Source organism: Mycobacterium sp. E802 (assembly GCF_001666875.1).
Lineage (GTDB): Bacteria > Actinomycetota > Actinomycetes > Mycobacteriales > Mycobacteriaceae > Mycobacterium.
The window spans coordinates 21,385-39,658 of record NZ_LZJD01000015.1; the positions used below are offsets into that span (position 1 = coordinate 21,385).

Annotated in this window: 17 protein-coding genes; 3 read left to right on the top strand and 14 right to left on the bottom strand. The window is 65.9% G+C overall.

The window, feature by feature from the left end:
- Positions 1 to 75: 75 nt before the first annotated feature.
- Entirely contained in the window at positions 76 to 414 is a 339-nt protein-coding gene (locus A5699_RS02320; RefSeq protein ID WP_067764765.1) for a hemophore-related protein, read from the top strand.
- A 29-nt stretch (positions 415 to 443) separates the two neighbouring features.
- On the opposite strand, the gene A5699_RS02325 is transcribed toward A5699_RS02320, so the two are convergent.
- The 11 genes from A5699_RS02325 to A5699_RS02370 form a co-directional block, all read right to left on the bottom strand.
- Complete coding sequence (locus tag A5699_RS02325; RefSeq protein ID WP_067764768.1) at positions 444 to 1,223, bottom strand: spirocyclase AveC family protein; 780 nt, start codon at positions 1,221 to 1,223, stop codon at positions 444 to 446.
- Positions 1,220 to 1,351, bottom strand: a complete 132-nt coding sequence (locus tag A5699_RS30125; protein ID WP_255378746.1) for a hypothetical protein — start codon at positions 1,349 to 1,351, stop codon at positions 1,220 to 1,222. The genes A5699_RS02325 and A5699_RS30125 overlap by 4 nt, the downstream gene beginning before the upstream one ends.
- A 38-nt stretch (positions 1,352 to 1,389) precedes the next feature.
- Positions 1,390 to 2,265, bottom strand: coding sequence for a mycofactocin-coupled SDR family oxidoreductase (locus tag A5699_RS02330; protein WP_067764770.1), 876 nt, complete (start codon positions 2,263 to 2,265; stop codon positions 1,390 to 1,392).
- A 24-nt stretch (positions 2,266 to 2,289) separates the two neighbouring features.
- On the bottom strand, positions 2,290 to 3,561 hold the full coding sequence (locus A5699_RS02335; protein ID WP_067764772.1) for a cytochrome P450: 1,272 nt from the start codon (positions 3,559 to 3,561) through the stop codon (positions 2,290 to 2,292).
- Between the two features lie 96 nt (positions 3,562 to 3,657).
- Positions 3,658 to 4,866: a cytochrome P450 gene (locus A5699_RS02340; protein WP_067764774.1), complete on the bottom strand. Its 1,209-nt coding sequence runs from the start codon at positions 4,864 to 4,866 to the stop codon at positions 3,658 to 3,660.
- Between the two features lie 24 nt (positions 4,867 to 4,890).
- Complete coding sequence (locus A5699_RS02345; protein WP_067764776.1) at positions 4,891 to 6,381, bottom strand: aldehyde dehydrogenase family protein; 1,491 nt, start codon at positions 6,379 to 6,381, stop codon at positions 4,891 to 4,893.
- Complete coding sequence (locus A5699_RS02350) at positions 6,374 to 7,396, bottom strand: SDR family oxidoreductase (RefSeq protein WP_067764778.1); 1,023 nt, start codon at positions 7,394 to 7,396, stop codon at positions 6,374 to 6,376. The genes A5699_RS02345 and A5699_RS02350 overlap by 8 nt, the downstream gene beginning before the upstream one ends.
- Positions 7,389 to 8,537, bottom strand: coding sequence for a spirocyclase AveC family protein (locus tag A5699_RS02355; RefSeq protein ID WP_067764780.1), 1,149 nt, complete (start codon positions 8,535 to 8,537; stop codon positions 7,389 to 7,391). The genes A5699_RS02350 and A5699_RS02355 overlap by 8 nt, the downstream gene beginning before the upstream one ends.
- A complete protein-coding gene (locus A5699_RS02360; protein ID WP_067764783.1) occupies positions 8,534 to 9,655 on the bottom strand; it encodes an ABC transporter substrate-binding protein in 1,122 nt (373 codons plus the stop codon). Before A5699_RS02360 ends, A5699_RS02355 begins: the two co-directional genes overlap by 4 nt.
- Positions 9,656 to 9,740: 85 nt before the next feature.
- Positions 9,741 to 10,589: a CbbQ/NirQ/NorQ/GpvN family protein gene (locus tag A5699_RS02365; protein WP_067764785.1), complete on the bottom strand. Its 849-nt coding sequence runs from the start codon at positions 10,587 to 10,589 to the stop codon at positions 9,741 to 9,743.
- 149 nt (positions 10,590 to 10,738) lie between these two features.
- Positions 10,739 to 12,385, bottom strand: a complete 1,647-nt coding sequence (locus A5699_RS02370) for a nitric oxide reductase activation protein NorD (protein WP_067765049.1) — start codon at positions 12,383 to 12,385, stop codon at positions 10,739 to 10,741.
- 173 nt (positions 12,386 to 12,558) lie between these two features.
- Between A5699_RS02370 and A5699_RS02375 the strand changes: the two genes are divergently transcribed.
- Positions 12,559 to 13,485, top strand: coding sequence for an SDR family NAD(P)-dependent oxidoreductase (locus A5699_RS02375; RefSeq protein ID WP_067764787.1), 927 nt, complete (start codon positions 12,559 to 12,561; stop codon positions 13,483 to 13,485).
- An 87-nt stretch (positions 13,486 to 13,572) separates the two neighbouring features.
- A complete protein-coding gene (locus tag A5699_RS02380) occupies positions 13,573 to 14,925 on the top strand; it encodes a TetR/AcrR family transcriptional regulator (RefSeq protein ID WP_082957535.1) in 1,353 nt (450 codons plus the stop codon).
- 7 nt (positions 14,926 to 14,932) lie between these two features.
- On the opposite strand, the gene A5699_RS02385 is transcribed toward A5699_RS02380, so the two are convergent.
- The 3 genes from A5699_RS02385 to A5699_RS02395 form a co-directional block, all read right to left on the bottom strand.
- Positions 14,933 to 16,006 (bottom strand): dihydrodipicolinate reductase, encoded by a 1,074-nt coding sequence (locus A5699_RS02385; RefSeq protein ID WP_067764791.1) that lies wholly within the window; start codon positions 16,004 to 16,006, stop codon positions 14,933 to 14,935.
- Positions 16,007 to 16,022: 16 nt separating this feature from the next.
- A complete protein-coding gene (locus A5699_RS02390; protein ID WP_067764793.1) occupies positions 16,023 to 16,985 on the bottom strand; it encodes an LLM class flavin-dependent oxidoreductase in 963 nt (320 codons plus the stop codon).
- Positions 16,986 to 17,098: 113 nt separating this feature from the next.
- Positions 17,099 to 18,274 carry an acyl-CoA dehydrogenase family protein gene (locus A5699_RS02395; RefSeq protein ID WP_067764795.1) on the bottom strand — a complete coding sequence of 392 codons (1,176 nt, stop codon included), beginning with the start codon at positions 18,272 to 18,274 and terminating at the stop codon, positions 17,099 to 17,101.

Below are 18,274 nucleotides of genomic sequence, written 5' to 3' on the forward strand. Positions count from 1 at the left end.
ACCTCGAATGAGGTCGGGTCCGGCAATCGTGCAAGGCGTCGCCATTTGAGGCGACCAACCTGGGGGTTTTCACACATGATCACATCGTCTCGGAAGTATGTCGTCGGCGCGCTCGCCGGACTGGCCCTGGCCTTCCCGTTGTCGACCGGCGTGGCCTCGGCTCAACCCGACTTCAGCGCCGTCGTCAACACGACCTGTACCTACGACCAGGTGATGGCGGCGCTCAACGCGCAGCGCCCGGACCTGGCCCAGCAGTTCAACACCTCGCCGTTCGCCCAGGGCGCGCTGCGCAACTTCCTGGCGTCCGGCCCGGCCGAGCGCCAGCAGACCGTGACCCAGTTGCAGGCCAGCCCGGCGGCTCAGCAGTACTTCGGACCGATCAACATGATCGCCAACAGCTGCAACAACTACTGAGCCGACGCGGCCTGACACTCGAGGTCCCGCTAGCGGGGTTGGTTGGGCACGCCTGGGAAGAGTTGCTCGGTCGGCCCGACGGTCACCCACCCGCCCAGCTTGGTGACCAGGTGCGGGGCGAAGACCGACGCGTACACCGCGTGGCCGACCACGATCACGGCGATCACCGACACCACAGCCGAGGCCGGCCGGGTTTTCGTCACCTTGTCGGCCCAGATCTCGATCACGTTGCGGCCCTGTGAATCGGTGCGGCCCAACAGGTACGTGAACACCATCATCTGCACGCCCATCGCGATGGCGTCGTAGATCGGATACTGGTTCTTGGTCCCCTCCCACAGGCCCAACCCCTCGATCACGTAGCCGTAGTAGAACAGGCCGAGCCGCGCACCGATGATCGCGTTGAAGACGAATGCCCAGCAGAACCCGACGGCGAAACCCACCGCCAACAGCGTCTGCGGCCGGCGCAGGTTCCACTTCGCGCTCACCCGCCGGCCGAGTGCAGCACCGATGATGGCGGGGAGCACGAAGTACCCCATGTAGCCCACCGGGACCGCCGAGGGCAGCCCACCCCAGGTGAGGTTCAGCGGCCACCACGACGGCATCCGGGGTAGCTCCGGCGGAAACTGCGCGTACATCGCCCAGTCGTACGGTGCTTCGATCCAGGAGAACGACAGCGCCGAGATGCACAACAGCAGCAGCGGGTGCAGACGCCCACGCCGGACACTCAGATAGATGCCCACGGCCAGGAATCCCAGGCCGCTGACATACGCGAACGTCACGCCGGCGTTGATCAGAAACTGCACGTTCATGCCTCGGCCTCCGACGCCGCCCCGGACCGCGGCGGGGTGCGACGCGCCTCCGGATCGAAGTACAACACCAGACCGACGATCAGGACGATCAAGCCAAACAGGGTGCCCAACATGATGATTGCGCCCACTGCCACCTCCGGGGATTCGATGTTCGAAATGGTCAGGTCTACTGAGGACCGTTGGGCCACTTGAGTAGTGAGCCTGCGTCGACGCGGATGTGCTGACCGGTGATGTACCTGCTGTCGTCGCTGGCCAGGAACACCCCGAGGTTCGCCATGTCCTCCGGTTCGATGTAGGGAATCGGCATGGCCTGGAACAGATTGAACAGCGGCTCGGCGTCTTCGCGAGTGGCCGTCTTGCCTGCGGCCTTGAGATCGGGGCGAAACACCCCGTACATGCCCTCGTTCTGCAGCAGGTGGGTGTTGCAGTTGGTCGGATGGATCGCGTTGACCCGAATCATCCTCGGCGCCAGGTGAAGACACATCTCGTCGACGTACTCCATCACGATCCGCTTGCTCCAGCCGTAACCGGCACCGCCCGGGCCCATGTCGGGGCTCGTGGTGGTACCGCGGATCATGCCGGCCGTGGATCCGGTGACGATGATCGAGGCGCCGTCGGGCAGGTGCGGAATCGCCACCGCCACGGTGTTCATCACCCCCAACAGGTCGACGTCTGAGGCGTCGATGAAACCCATCGGGTCGGGGTTGCCCATCGCCATCGGGAGGATGCCCGCGTTGGCGACCACGATGTCGACCTTGCCGAGGTCGGCGATTCCGGCCTCGATGGCCTCACGCAGCTCGTGGCGTTCGCGGACGTCGGCCACCCGCGCGACGACACGACGGCCGAGTTCCTTGACCTTGCGTTCGGTCTCGGCCAGATCCTCCGGTGTGGCCAGCGGGTAGGGATTGGTGGGGATGTCGCGGCAGATGTCGACCGCGATGATGTCGGCGCCCTCCTTGGCCATGGCGACCGCGTGCGCGCGGCCCTGCCCGCGGGCCGCGCCGGTGATGAAAGCGACCTTGCCGTCGAGCTTTCCGGTCATAGTGTGCTCCTTGGTGTTTGCGGCTCAGCCGAGCGGAGTGAAGGTGATGTGCAGTTCGGCGAGACCGCGCATGATGAACGTGGGCTCGTAGGCGTAATTCCGGTCGTCAACCGGCCCGTGGTGTTCGGTGGAGATCGTGATGTCGCTCATCCGGTCGAGAATCCGGTTCAGCGAGATGCGGCCCTCGGCTCGGGCCAGCGGTGCTCCCGGGCACGAGTGGACGCCGCGAATGAAGGCGATCTGTTCGCGCACATTGGCCCGATCGGTCTGGAATGTGTGGGGGTCCGGGAACTTTCGTTCATCGCGGTTGCACGCACCGGGCAGCACCATGACCGTCGTTCCCGCCGGCACCTCGACGTCACCGATGCTTGTCGTCCGGCTGGCCATTCGGAAGTGGCTCTTGACCGGGCTCTCCAGGCGCAGGGTCTCCTCGAGGAAAGCCGGGATCTTGCTGCGGTCGGCACGCAGCAGATCTTCGAAACCGGGGTTGTCGCCGATGAACCGCACTGCCGAGCTCACCAGCTTCGTCGTCGTCTCCGTCCCCGCGGCGAACAGGAACGTCGACAGGTTCATCACGTCTTCGATGTCGGGTGTCGAACCGTCCTCGTATTTGGCTTGCGCCAACCCGGTCAACACGTCCTCACGCGGGGCGCGTCTGCGATCCTCGATGTAGGCGTAGAACTTCTCGTTGAGCCACTCCAACGGATTGTGTGTGGTCGGCGCTTCCTTACCGAGTTCACCGACGGTCTCCCCCAGGGCGAACGCCGCCTTGAACTCCTGGTGATCTTCGGCCGGCACACCGAGAAGATCGGCGATCACCAACAGCGAGAACGGCTTTGCGTAGTCGGCGAGGAACTCGCAGCCGCCCTTGTCGAGGAATGTGTCGAGCTGCTGGTCGGCCAGCCGCCACATGAAGTCCTCGTTCTCCTTGAGCCGTTTGGGGGTGATGAGCTTGTTCATCAGCCCACGGGTACGGGTGTGCAGCGGCGGGTCCTGCGAGGTGATGTGTTCACTCATCGGGACTGCGAGGCGGTGCTCCTCGATCAGGTCGGTGACGTCGTCGCTCTCCCCCGGCCCGAACGGCAGCCCCGAGAACGGCCCCGCCACAGAGTTGCAGGACGAGAACGCGGGGTCCTTGTAGACCGCCAGCGCCTCCTCGTACCCGGTGACCGCCAGCACGTTGAACGGAGTCGCCTGGGTCACCGGGCATTTGGACCGTAGGTGATCGAAGTAGGGGTACGGGTCGGGAATCAATGCCGGGTCAGTGAAAAAGTCGATGGTCTCGAAGTCGGTCATCTCAAGCTCTCCTGGTCACTTTTCGTTGGCGAGCAGACAGAGATGTCCCCCGAGGCACGGCGTGTCGCGTACATCTGTGTCTGCTCGCCGGAGTCGTCATCCGAACAGAACCGGCAGCGAAGTCGGCGAGCGGAACACCTGCCCGCGGATGTGGGGATCGTCGCCGTCGGGGTCCATCCGCAGATTGGGCAGCCTGTCGAGCAGAAGGTTGACGGCCGTGCGCATTTCCAGCCGCGCCAGATGCATACCGAGGCACACGTGGACCCCATGTCCCCAGCCCAGATTCGCCTTGGCGGTGCGGAAGATGTCGAACTCGTCCGGATTCTCCCACCGGTCCTCCTGCCGATTCGTCGAACCGAGCATCGGCATCACCGAACAGCCCTCGGGGATGTGGACCCCACCGAGTTCGGTGTCGCGGGTGGTGGTGCGGGTGATGGTCAGCAAGGGCGGGTTCCACCGCACCGCCTCCTCGATCGCCTGGGGTAGCAGTGAACGGTCGGCGCGGATCGCATCCAGTTGTGATGTGTCCGAGAGCAAGCCGAACAGCAGGTTGCCCAATGACCGATACGTGGTCTCCACCCCGGCCGGCAACAACAGCCGCAGGAACGAGAAGATCTCGTCGTCGGTGAGCTTCCCGCCGTCGATCTCGGCCTCCGCGAGGAGGCTGATCATGTCCTCTTTCGGCTCGGCGCGGCGGGCTTCCAGTATCGGCGCGAAGTATTCGCACAGTGCCGCTGCCGCCGCCAGTCCCCGCTCCGGGTTCATGATCCAGCTCAGCAACGAGATCGACCACCGTTGGAACTGCGGGTAGTCCTGTTCGGGTAGGCCGAGCAGGCCCGCGATGATCCGGCTCGGATAGTCGAACGTGAACTGCTTGACCAGATCCGCCTTGCCGTCCGCGGCGAATTTGTCGATGAGTTCGTTTCCGACCCGGCCGACGAGCTCGTCTTCCCAACGGGCCAATACCTTCTGCGAGAACGCCTTCGACACCAGCGACCGCAGCCGGCCGTGCACCGGCTCGTCCATCCCGAGCATCACCCGCTCGCCGAGTACCGGTCCGAAGGCGGCGATCACCCCGGACGACGAGAACGTCAGATTGTCCCGCAGCATCTGCTGGGCGTCCTCGTAGCGGTAGACGATGAACACGGGTTTGCCCGCTTCCCCGGGCATCGCGGACATGTCGATCCGCTGGACCGGCTCCTCGCGTCGAAGCCTGGCCAGTTCGGGATAGGGGTCGCGCACATCACCGGATACCGCGTCGTCGAAGGCGCCGAAGTCCTCCAGGTCGTCGAAAAGCTGTTCCACGCGTGAACTCCTAGAGTGCTGGTATCAGATCGCCGGGTAGGCGACGGACTTGACCTCGGTGTACTGGTGAAATCCGGCGAGGCCGTTCTGCCGGCCGACGCCGCTGTCCTTATAGCCGCCGAACGGTGTGTCGGCGCCGTACCCCGCGGTGCCGTTGAGGCCGATGAACCCGGCGCGAAGCCGACGCGCCACGGCAAGCGAACGTTCCAGCGAGCCGGACATCACGTTGCCGGCCAACCCGTATGCGCTGTCGTTGGCGATCCGTACCGCATCGTCTTCGTCCTCGTAGGGAATCACGGCCAGGACCGGCCCGAAAATCTCCTCCTGGGCGATCGTCATGGCGTTGTCCACATCGATGAAAAGCGTTGGACTGACCCAGAATCCCTTGGCAAACTGTGCCGGGGGCTCCGTGCTGCCGACGAGCATCGTGGCGCCTTCGTCGACACCCTTTCTGATGTAGCCCAGGATCCGGGCCTGCTGTTTGGCCGAGATGACCGGCCCGCAGATCGTGGCCGGGTCCTGCGGGTCGCCGGCGGCGATGTTCTCGTAGAGGCCTTTGAGGATCGCCACGCCGTCGTCGTAGCGCGAGCGTGGCAACAGCATCCGGGTGGGTGCAGCGCACCCCTGCCCGGCGTGCATGAGTGGTCCGATCCCGATCAGACAGGCGGAGGCGAACGCCGTGTCATCCAAGTCGTCCAGGACGATGGTGGCCGACTTGCCGCCCAATTCGAGGAACAGCCGCTTCATCGTGGCGGCGCCCTTCTCCATGATGCGTTTGCCCACCACGGTCGAACCGGTGAACGAGATCATGTCCACTTTCGGTGAGAGCGTAAGTTCTTCGCCGACCAGGTGATCCGAAGCCGGCACGACGTTCACCACACCGGGTGGGATGTCGGTGCCCTCGGCGATGAGCCGGCCCAGGCGGGTGGCGTTGAAGGGCGTGTCCGGTGCGGGTTTGAGCACCACGGTGTTACCGGTCGCCAATGCCTGACCGAGCTTGTTGAGGGCGACCTCGAAGGGAAAGTTCCACGGGGTGATCGCGCCGACCACACCCACCGGCTCATGCCACACCTTGCGCGTGGTGTTCACCCCGGTGACGGAGACGACGGTGTCGCCCAGATCCGTTTCCCACGGGAAGGTGTCGATGAGCCGGGCCGGGTACTTGAGGCCGTCGGCGAGCGGAGCGTCGAGTTGCGGTCCGTGGGTGACGGCCCGCGGGGCACCGACCTCGGCGATGAGCTCCTCACGCAGCTCCTCCAGCTCCCCCTCGATGGCCTCGTGGAGTTGTTCCAGGCAGCGCTTGCGGAGTCGACGGTTGGTCGACCAGTCGGTCTCGTCAAACGACCGACGGGCGGCGTCGATCGCCCGGTGCATGTCGGCCGTCGAGGCATCCGAGACCTCGCCGAGGACCTCCTCGTTCGCCGGGTTGATGTTGGTGAACGTGCCGGCCTCACCGTCGACGAGCTTCCCGTCGATCAACATTCGCGTTTCGTGGGTCGTCGACGCGTCAGGCATCGGTGGTGCTCCCTTGCTGTGGTGGGGCGTTGCGCGACGCGCGCCGCGCCGCCAGGGCCGCCAACCGGGTCAGCACCGGCTGCGGAAGTGCCTTGGCGGCCAGCACCATTACTTTCTGGGAGGTGGTCAACGGGTAGGCGCCCCCTCGCATGCTGCCGTGGCGCGGGATACCCATCATCAGCCGCGTCATCTGGTGCAGTCCCGATGGCGGAAGTAACCGGTTGGCGATCAACAACATCCGCGCGTCCGGGCCAACCGCGGTCTTGGCGAACGGCTTTGTGCTGTCGAGCGCCTTCACCAGACCTTCGGCGAACTTCTCGGGTGGTCGCGCGGCATGCTTCATCATGGCCCGGCCGCGCTTGTCCATCGTGTGGTGATGGCGGGCGTAGGGCCCCCCCAGATCCCGGTCGTCGGTGGTCCCCGCATCGGTGATGATGTCGGTGTCATAGGTTCCGGTGACCAGGACGCTGACGCCGATCCCGAAGGGCGCCACCTCCCCCGCCATCGCTTCACCCCACCGCTCCAGCGCGCCCTTCACCGCCGAATACGGTGCGGTGGCCGGCATTCCACGCACACCCGCCGCACTGGAGATGAGCACGATGCGGCCGTGCCCGGCTTCACGCATGGCGGGCAGCAGCGCTTTGGTCAGTGCCACCGGACCCAGAACGTTGGTGGCGAACATGCGCTCCCAGAGATCCGACGACGTCTCCTCGACCATCCCGGCCGCCGAGATGCCGGCGTTGTGCACCAGTGCATGCGGTGCACCGACGGTCTCATCGATGGTCTTGGCGGCGGCTGCAATCGACGCCGCGTCCGTCAGATCGAGTTGAACACCGACGAGCCGATCGTCGGATTCACCGACTCCCAGGGCTTCGCGCAGTAGCGGCATACCTTTCTCCGGTGAGCGCATCGCCGCGACCACGCGCCATCCATCGCGGTACAGGCGCACAGTCGAGGCGAACCCCAATCCGCGCGATGCGCCGGTGATGACGGCGGTTCTGATCGGGTCACCCATTCGCGTTCTCCGATGCGCACCGGTCACCCTTCGAACCCACCTCGACGTCGAGGTCGGCGAACGGCCCCTGCTGCCAGGTGGCCCACTTGCCGACCGAGTACGGCCCCTCGGCACCATTTGCGCGGTAGTAACCCTGCGGGTCATAGACTTTCGCCTCGGGATAGGGCCACGGGCAGGCGACCGCGGTGGCCGCGCCGCTGGCCTTGATCACCCAGAACCAGCTGCCGTAGGCGAAGTAGGCGACGTTGATGATCACGAACATCACCAGGAAGGTGCCCAGCACCGGCTTCTTCGGGAACAGCCGGGCCTTGGCGGCGAGCTTCTCCGCGACCGCCTTGCCGGTGTCGTCGCGGTAGCACAGCACCGCCGCCGGAACCATCACGAAGGTCACCGCGAGTGACTCCCAGATCAGCGGGAACTGGAATGTGGTGCCCGGGAACAGCGATCCGAACGGGATCACCTGCGAGTAGATGTACAGGCCGGTGCGCACCAGGCTCACTTCGAGGATGGCGTCGAAGATGAAACCGATGACCAGGGTGATCGAGCCCAGGCTGACCAGCGGGTGCCGCGAGACGAATGAGGTGGGGCCGTACTTGGCTTGCAGCTTGCGGAGGATCCAGATCGCCGGGAAGAACGGGGCGAAGTAGAACGCCACGTAGCCGAACACGATGAACGGTTCGACCGTCGGGGACAACATGATCAGCGGCCAGTTCTCCGGCCAGTGGATCAGCTCGGGGTTGTAGACCGCGAACGGCGCCCAGTTCATGATCGGGTCCTGCCACACGATCAACGTGGTGCACAGGAACATCAGCATGATCGGGCTGCCCGGGTCCCGCCGCCAACCGCGGACGAAGATCACCACCAGCACGATCAACAGGATCACCGTGCCGATCTGGTGCACCCACAGCCAGCCGTCCCAGCCGAGCAGGAACTCAACCGGGCGGGGCCGGCCCTCGACGTCGGGGTTGGCCACCCGGGGGTGCACCTCGGTGCGCGCGAATGCGATGAACAGGCTGAAGAAGGAGATGAGCGCGAAGGCGCCGGCCCAGCGTCCCCAGTTCGGACCCTTACGGGGCGCCTTGCTGTTCTGGGTGCCCGCCGGCGTCACGACGCCCGGCGGTGCGGCCTTCTCCGTGGTCATCGGGATTCCTCTCCGAAACGGTCGACCAGGTGAGAGTTCACGCCGTCTTCGTCGAGGGTGCGGGCCACCAGATACCCCGCGCCCATCCAGGCCCGGCGGGTCCACTTGCCCAGGGACACCCGGGTGCCGGGGGCACCGGAGGCGGCCGGCATCATCTTCACCCGCTCGAGTGCCTCCTTGACGCCGCGCGGGCTCAGGGGATGTGCGTCGGTGAAGGCCCGGACCAACGTTGCTGCCACATCGTGGTTGACCACCGATACGCAGTACTCAGGACGACTCCCGTTGTACCGCTTGGCATATCGGTCCAGCCAGGCCTGCCCGACCGGGTTGCCCTCGTCGTACTGGTCGACCCCGATCCAACCCAGGAACGCCCGCCACATGATCGGGTTGACCCAGGCGTTCTGAAATGCGGTGGTGGTGAAGCGCGGCGGATCCCAGTCGACGGCCTCCAACGCCGGATTGATGAACACGATGCCGAAACCGAAACCGAGGTGCACGATCGCCTCGGCCTTCGCCTCATGCAGCGTGCTTACCGCGGCGTTGATGTCCTGGGCGGTCTGTGCGATCGCAGCCTCGGCGACGATCCGAATTCCCTTGCGGGTACAGGCGGTCCGCAGGTTCTTCAGATAGCTTTCGCCGATCAGGTTCTGCTCGACCAGTACACCGATCTCGGTCAGGCCTCGCTTGGCGACGAGATCCGCCAGAAAGATCGGCTCGTCGGTCATCGATCCCTGAGGGAAGGCGAACGTCCACTCGCCCAACCAGTCGTCAGTGCCGGTGACGCTGACCGCCGGCACCTTGAAGCGTTCCTCGATCGCTTCTCGCAGCGGCACACAGTTGTCGGTGATGTTCGGGCCGAATACCACCAGGCAGCCTTCGTCCACCAGCTCGCCATATGCGTCGATGACCGCCTTGACCGAACCTTTCGGCAGCCCCTCGACCTCGCGGTAGATCATCTGCACCGACCGGTCCATCAGGCCCTGTTCAACCGCCTCTTCGAACACCAGGTCAAAGGTCCGGGTGAACGACGCCTTGAGTTCGTCCGGGAACCCGGGCGGCAAGGTGAAATCCATCAGATAGCCCACCTTGATGGGCTCGGCGGTGCTCTCGTACGACATCTGACCTCCGGTAGCCGGCGTTCATCGCGGGCGCATCACTGAAACCTAATATTTGTTCTGAACCTAAACCCGGTCGGCCGGCGCGTCAATCACCGACGGCCGATCCACCGAGGTAGACGTCGATCAACTCGTGGAGCCCGCGGCTCACCGCGACGTCGTCGGTCAGTGGTCCGGCGACCGCCACCCGGGCGGCCACCGCCACCGGCAGCCCCTCGGCGATCAGCCGCCCGGCGGCGATCAGCACTCGCGTCGAAGCCACCTCGCGCAACCCACCGGTCTCCAGGCGCCGGATCGCCTGTCCGAACCGGACCAGCTCGGCCGCCGTGGCACCGTCGACGCCCGCCTCGTGGGCGATGATGCCCTCCTCGACATCGGGGGCCGGAAACCCGAACTCGATGGCCACCATCCGTTGCCGTGTCGAGTCTTTGAGGTCTTTGAGCACGCTCTGGTAACCCGGGTTGTACGACATCACCAGACCGAAGCCGGGCGCCGCATCCAGGGTGATGCCGAGGCGCTCGATGGGCAACTGACGGCGGTAGTCAGAGAGCGGGTGCAACACCACGGTGGTGTCCTGTCGCGCCTCGACCACCTCGTCGAGGTAGCAGATCGCGCCCTCGCGCACGGCCCGGGTCAGCGGCCCGTCGACCCAGACCGTCTCGTCGCCGCGCAGCAGGTAGCGGCCGACCAGATCGGCGGTGGTGAGATCGTCGTGGCAGGAGACGGTGATCAGTGGCCGTCCGAGGTCGTGTGCCATGGCTTCGACAAAGCGCGTCTTGCCGCAACCGGTCGGACCCTTCAACATCAGCGACAGCCCCTGGCGGTATGCCGCCTTGAACACAGCCTCCTCGTCACCGACGGGCTGGTAATAGGGACGTGCGTTCGGAGCCTGCGAATCGACCCCGTTCTGATAGGCGAGCCCGGATTCGTTGGCCATAACGCACCTTTCGTCGTGTCCGCCACGTTGCGGCACTTTCGCAGCGTAACCGGAACAGATGTTTGTTTCAAGCCCTTACAGCGACGTGTGGTGCTGCGACGATGTTCCCAATAAGCTTCTGGCGCTTGGTATCACGACACAGCTTCGGCTCAGGACACGCGGCGGCGAACCTCGCCGGAGCGGATCGCCGATCGGAACATCGGCCCGATGACGCCGGCGAGTTGGTCGGGGCTGGAGATGGTCGCGTGCGCAGTGCTACCGAACACTCGGCGCAGTGACTCCACATCGGTACTGGCGCCGATCGTCAGGCAAACGCAGCCGGTGCCACGACGCCGCGCCTCGCTCAGGGCGCGACGGGCATCGGCGGCGCCGTAAGCCCGTTCGTAGCCGTGGTCGTAGGCCAGTCCGTCGGATAGCACGACCAGCAGCCGGCGCGAGGTGCCGCCACGGTCCTCCAAGACCGCCGAACCGTGCCGGATGGCCGCCCCGAGCCGCGAGTACGCCCCCGGCTCCAGACTGTTCAGCCGTCGGAACACCTGCGCATCCAGGTGGTCGTCGAACCGCTTCACCGGCACCATGGTCACCGCTGACCGGCCCTGGGAATAGTAGGCGTACAACGACACCCGGTCCCCCAGATCGTGCAGCGCCACCATCAAGTGCGCGACGGCGGTGCGCTGCTGTTGGTGCACCGTACGCCCGACCGTGCCCGGTTCCGCCGTCGAACCCGAGACGTCCAGCAGCAGCAACACCGACAGATCCCGCCGCCGGCGCAGGCTATCGAGGTACACCGCCTCGTCGGGCACGGAGCCGGCCCGCACTTCGACGCGCGCCTCCAGAGCGGCGTCGATGTCGATGTCGTCACCCTGCGGCTGGCGATGCCGCCGATGCAGGCCCATGCCGAGGCGGGCCAGCGGGCGCCGCACACTGATCGCGTCCTCGATCTGCTGGGTGGCGTGGGGCTTGATCTCCGGGTCGGTCTCACGAACGGTGCACCAGTCGAGTCGATAGACGCCACGTTCGGCGTTCCATTCCGGGTACTTGATTCCCTCGGTCTTCACGTCGACGACATCCTCGGTGGCCACCGAGGCCAGCGACGACACCGCATGCAGTCCGCGTCTGGTCGAGTTGGTGCGATGCGTCGGGGAGTCCGCGCCGGGAGGGCCGCTACCGTTCGCTCCGGCCTTCCGCGCCGAGGACAGAAGCTTTTTCAACCATTTGCCGATGGCTCCCCCGCCACCGACCGGACTGGAAAACAGATCGGGATCATCGGAGTCGTCCCAGTTGTCGGGGTTGTCCTCGTCGAGCTGTTCAAGCTCCTGGCGGCCTTGCTTCCGCGGCACATGACCCACCGACTGTTGGCTCTGCTGCCTGGTGGCCGCGGCGTACACCTTCTTCGCCTGAATTACCCCGAAACTTGCCGGCGGGTCCGGCAACGCGTCGTTGCCGCGAGCGATCAGCAGGGACGTCGCAGGCGAGTCACTCCGCTCGCCGATGCTGCGATTTGGCAAGGCGCCCAACATGTTCGGCAACAGCGCCGCATTGGCTGACAGCGCCCGGTGCGCCTCCACGGCCAGATAGCGTTTGGCGAGTTTACGGCGTCGGCGGAGGCCGCCGACCACCTCTGGAGCGAGGCTTCCGGCCGCAATCAGCGAAGCCTGCACCGCCACCGATTCGAGCCGCGTCCGATCAGCGGCGGCCGGATCGACGAAGATCGTCTGCCCATCGGTCCACGCCGGCGCACCCGCAGCGGCCGGGGCCACCGCAACCGGACGGCCCGCGAGCGCTGACGCCAGCATGCCCAACCCGGAGTGCCGGCCATCCCCGGCGTCCCCACCGTCTCCGCCGTCAGCCACCTGACACCTCCGCGCCCACCTCCGGACCACGTTGACCAAATATCTGTTCCACCGTAGAGTTCGGCTGCACCGGAGTCAATGAACGATCCGGGAAGTCAACGGGTAAGGGCTACACAGTGATCGAGTTCAACGAACAGGTCGCCGTCGTGACCGGCGCCGGTCGCGGCCTGGGCCGGGTGTACGCGCTGGAACTGGCTCGGCGTGGGGCTGCCATCGTGGTCAACGATCTCGGCGGAACGATGACCGGCCACGGCGCGGACGCTGCGGTGGCCGATCAGGTTGTCGAAGAGATCACGGCGGCCGGCGGTACCGCGGTCGCGTCCTACGATTCGGTCGACAGCGCCGAGGGAGGCGAGGCGATCGTGCGCACGGCGGTCGAACGATTCGGCCGACTCGACGCGGTGGTGAGCAATGCGGGCATCTTCAACAGCATCCCGTTCGACGAACTGACGCCCGACGACTGGCGACGCATGTTGAGCGTCCATCTCGACGGCGGCTTCTACCTCACCCAGCCCGCCTACCGCGTGATGAAGCGACAAGGCTACGGCCGGTTCGTGTTCATCGCCTCGTCGGCGGGCATGTTCGGCCAACATCTGGAGGCACACTACGCCGCCGCCAAGGCGGGCCTGGTCGGGCTGACCAACGTGATCGCCCTCGAGGGTGCTCCACACGGCATACTGGCCAACACCGTGCTGCCGTTCGCCGTCTCGCGAATGGTCACCGAAACCTTGGGCGATCCGAAAGTCCTTGAGGACAACGGCTTTTTCAGGTCGATCCGGCCGGAACTCGTCGCTCCGTTGGTGGTGTACCTGGCCAGCCGCGACTGTAGGTCCAGCCACCAGAACTTCTCGGCCTGCGCGGGTCGCTTCGCCCGCGTTTTCATCGGCTTGGGTCGGGGCTGGATGGCACCTCCGGACAGCGACCTCAGCGCGGAGGACATCGCGAGGCACCTTTCGGAAGTGTCTGCGACAGAGCCGTTCACGATCCCCGGGTCGATCTACGACGAGGTGTTCGACGTGACCGAACGGCTCGGCGTCACCTGACCCGGGCGACGGCTCCACGGGATCCCCGGCGTACCAGCGCTGTTCTGGTAACCTCTAACCAAATATTGGGTCGGACACCCAAATCGCATGACGGGAGCCAGCAATCATCGTGGAGCCGCTGTGGGCCGTCCCCAGGTGACGCCTGGGGAGCGTAAGACGCTCAAGCGCACCCCAGGTCGCGCAATCGACGCTGGCTCCGCAGCTGAGGATCGGACGCGCCGGACCGAGATTCTCGAGACCGCGGCCACGTTGATCGCCACGTCGGGCCTGCGCACGTCGCTGCAGGAGATCGCGGATGCGGCAGGCATCCTGCCCGGCAGCCTGTACCACCATTTCGAATCCAAAGAAGCGATCCTGGTCGAACTGCTCCGGCGGTACCACGATGATCTCGATCGCATCGCCGAGACGGCCCAGAAGCGGCTGGACGGCCCCGATCCGGCCTCGCCGTTCGACCGGATCGCCATGATCGGTTCCGATATCGCTCGATGCGCGGTCGCCCACCGGGCCGCGCTGCAGATGTCGTTCTACGAGAGCCCGAGCTCCAACCCGGAGCTCATCGCGCTGGCTCAGCGCCGCCCGACCGCGACGCTGGAGGCCATGCAGCAGACCTTGCGGGCCGCGCGATGGGCCGGTTACCTACGGTCCGACGTCGATCTCGCGGTGCTGGCGGACCGGATCAGCCAGTCCATGCTCCAGGTCGGTCTCGACGTCATGCGCCACAACGCCGCCCCGGAGAAGGTCGCGACCCTGCTGTGCCGGATTCTTCTGGAAGGCTTGTCCACCGGCGACCCCAGCGACGCCGAACTCGACGCATCCGTGCCGTTCAGAGCGGCCGACGCCGTGGTGCGGAGCTGGACCGAGGAGACCGCCTCCGAAGCCGACGACAAGACCGCCCATATCCGTGCGGTGGCGCGGGCCGAGTTCGGCCGGCGCGGCTACGAGGGTACGACGGTGCGAGACATCGCCTCGGCAGCCGGCATGGGCACCGGTACGGTCTATCGGCTCATCGGGTCGAAGGACGAACTGCTGGCGGCCATCATGCAGTCTTTCGGAGAGAAGATCGCCGTCGGCTGGACCGAAGTCCTCGGGTCCGAGGGCACGACGATCGAAAAGCTCGATGCGCTGAGCTGGATCCACACCAACGCGCTGGACCAGTTCGGAGACGAGTTCAGGATTCAGCTGGCGTGGATGCGCCAGTCGCCGCCGGACACGCCCAACCCCGGCTGGCTGTTCATGCAACGCGTCAAACAGGTCAAGTCACTTCTCGCGGCAGGGGTGAAGTCCGGCGAGATCAGTATCGACAGCCCGTCGAACGAGACGCTGGCCCGGTCGGTGATCGGCGTGGGCTGGATCCCGGAGAACATCCTGCGGCAGTTGGGCACCCGCGCATCGCAGATCCACGTACGGGACACCAGCCTGCGCGGTGTGATCGCACGGTAGCTGCCGACTAGTCGAAAGCGTACCGCGGCAACGTATTCGGGATATCGAGCGAGCTCAGCAGACCGGCCGGCGCATCGACGACATAGGGGATGGCGTTGACCACCCGCATCGCGGTGGCCGCCATCGCCGCCCGGCCGGCACCATGCCCTTCGTCGGCGCCGAGGTTCATCGCGCAATGGATGTCGGGTTCGCCTTCGATGTTCACCCGGTAGGTGGCGTCGAACTCCGATGCGGGCCAATCGGGTGCGACGTCGCGGGACATCCGGATGATGTGCTCGATCACGATGGCCTCGCGTCCATTCACCACCCCGGCCGCGCGAGTGCGCACCGCCCCGCAGGTCCCCGCCTCGATGGTGCCGAACGCCACCTCGATGTCGTGGTCGGTGAGCTGCCGGTCGAGTGTGCCGCGGACCTCGGACAACTCGGCGCCCATGGCCTCGGCCATCAGGTATATCGGTGCCTGCCAAGCCATCTCGATAAAGCCGGGCGTCTTGAGCATCGGTTCGAAGTCCAGCGGACGGCCAAAACCCATACCGTCCATCATCACGTCGGCCACCGGGTAGTGATCGTTGAGGGAAACCTCGGTGACCGTAAGGCGGTCGATCTTCTTCGATTGGGTGGCCAGCGTCAGGGCCAATGCGTCGGAACCGAAGCCGGGAAACACACCCGAGGCGTAGAACGAACAGTTGCCCGTCTTGGCCGCCTCCTCCAACTCGTCGCGCCAGGCGGCCGAGTAATACGCCGGCGGATAGATCAGACTGGTCGATGTCGTTGAGACCACGTTGATGCCGGCCGCCAACAACCGCAGGTAGTCGGGAACCGCGGCGGCATCTCGGTCCGGCCCGCTGGCGGTGTAGACCACGCAGTCGGGCCGCAGGGCGATCAGCGCGTCGGCATCATCCGTGGCCGTCACACCGAGTGGATCACGCCCGGCCAGGACGCCGGCATCCTGACCGACCTTCGCCGCCGAGTGCACCCAGACGCCGACCAGTTCGAGATCGGGTCTTCCGGCGATCGCGTCGACAGCGATGGACCCGACACCCCCGGTCGCCCACACGACGATGCGCAACGGTCGATTCATGTTCGGCTCCTCGCGTTTACGTTTGTGCCGTCGCGGTGACGGCCCGTTCCAGATAGGGCCAGGCCATGTCGGGCGGCACCCCACCGCACAGCGGTAACAACGGCAAAGGTCTGCCCTCGCGAACAAAGCCGACCGCCTCGTCGGCCGTCAGGATCCGATATGGGCCGTCGGCCTGCCGCAGCGTTGCGACGGTGTCGGCACGAGAGATACTCGCGACCGAATCGTCCCCGTGCCGGTAAGCGGCTGCCGTGATCGCGTCATGAAGAATGAAGGGGCCCAGCTCATCCCATGCCCGGTCGACATCGTCTGCGACGAACACCGCGGTCGGGGTGTTCGGCACGGGAAACTGGACCAGTCCTGGTTCGTGTCCGTTCGCGCGACATTCCGCGTCGTAAAAATCCTTGAGTTCGGGCGCAGCGACCTGCGAGATGAAGCCGAGTCCGTGCCGTGCGGCCCGGCGCGCCGCGGCCCGGGTGCCACCCGCGACGAGCATGGTGGGACCCGCGGGCGTCAGACATCCGGGTGTCACCGTGATCCGGCGTCCCTCGTGTTCGACGGTCTGCCCGGTGAGCAGACGTAGCACCAGCGCCAGCCGCTCGTCGGCCAACTTGCCGCGGATGCTCATGTCCACGCCGAAGTGTTCATACTCCTCGGCGCGGTGTCCGATCCCGAACGCAAACCAGACCCGGCCCCGGCTGATGATGTCCAGGGCGCAGATCTCCTCGGCCAGCCGGACCGGATCCCAGAACGTGATCGGCACTGCGGCAAGGAGAATCGCCAGCTGCTCGGTCCGGGCGGCGATCGCCGCGGCGAGGACGTGGGGCGCAGCGAGATGTCCGTCGGCCGTGCCGTGGTGTTCGGACAAGACCGCCATCACCGCACCCCGCGTCTCGGCCCAGGCGCACATGTCGATCGCGGCCCGGTAGAGGTCGGCGGTCGGGGTGTGCGGCGCCCGCAGGTCGAAGCGCATGGTGAACACCCGCCGACTCTAACCTAACGTTTGTTCCGCCGTCATTTCTTCGCCGAGCAGACGTAAACCCCCCTATTTCAGGCCGGAAATAGGGGGGTTTACGTCTGCTCGCGCAGGAAAGGTCAGCGCCGGGGCAAGCCCAGCACCTGGGTGGCGATGATGTTGCGCTGAATCTCCGAGGTGCCACCGGCGATCGTGCCGCCGAAGCTGCGGGCGTACCGCTCGAACCAGCTGGCGAAGTAGTGGTCGAGGTTCATGTGTGCGTACGGCCCACTGGTGGACGGGTGGATCAACCCGTCCGGCCCGGCCGCGGTCAGTGCGTTCTCGAACGCGTTGCGCTCGGCTTCGGAACCGAACAGCTTCAGCACCGATACCGAGGCGGTGTCCGCCTCGCCGCGCGACGCCTTCGCCAGCGCCGCGGACCCCATGGCGCGCAAGGCCTGATAGTCCATGATCGTGGTCGCGTACTGGTCGCGTTCCAACTCGGTCTTCGGGTGGAAATCGGCCAACATGTTGTCGATACGGTCGGCGAACCCGAGCCACATCATCGTGCGCTCGTGCCCGAGTGACCCGTTGGCCACGCCCCAACCGCCGTTGAGCGGGCCGACCAGGTTCTCGGCCGGCACCCGGGCGTCGGTGAAGAAGACCTCGTTGAAGTCGAGGTTCTCCTCGCCGGTCATGTCCGCGAACGGCCGGCACACCACGCCGGGGGTGTCGGTCGGGATGATCAGCACGCTGATTCCCTTGTGCTTTGGCGCATCTGGATCGGTACGCACGAAGGTCAGCAACCAATCGGCGTCGTGGGCGCCCGAGGTCCACACCTTCTGGCCGTTGACCACGAACTCGTCGCCGTCCCGTACCGCGCGGGTGCGCAGCGAGGCGAGGTCGGAGCCGGCGCTGGGCTCGCTCATCCCCAGCGAGGCGGTCTTCTCACCGCGCAGTACCGGAACCGCCCAGCGTTGCTTCTGCTCCTCGGAGCCGAACGTCAGTAGTGAGGCCGCAATGATGTTGACGCCCTGGGGATTGAAGCTGTGGTAGATCCGGCGCCGGCAGAGCTCATCCAGGTGCACGAAGGTCTGCACGACGGTGGCGTTGCGGCCACCGAACTCGGGCGGCTGGGCCGGCAGCAGCCAGCCGTTGTCGAACAACAGCCGCTGCCAGTCGCGCGCCCATTGCGGCATGTGCGACACGGAGGTGGGCCGCTCCAGCGTCTGGGCTTCTGACGGCAGGTTGGCGTCGAGGAATGCGGAGAACTCGGCGCGGAACTCCTCGACGTCGGAGTCGTATGTCAGCTGCAT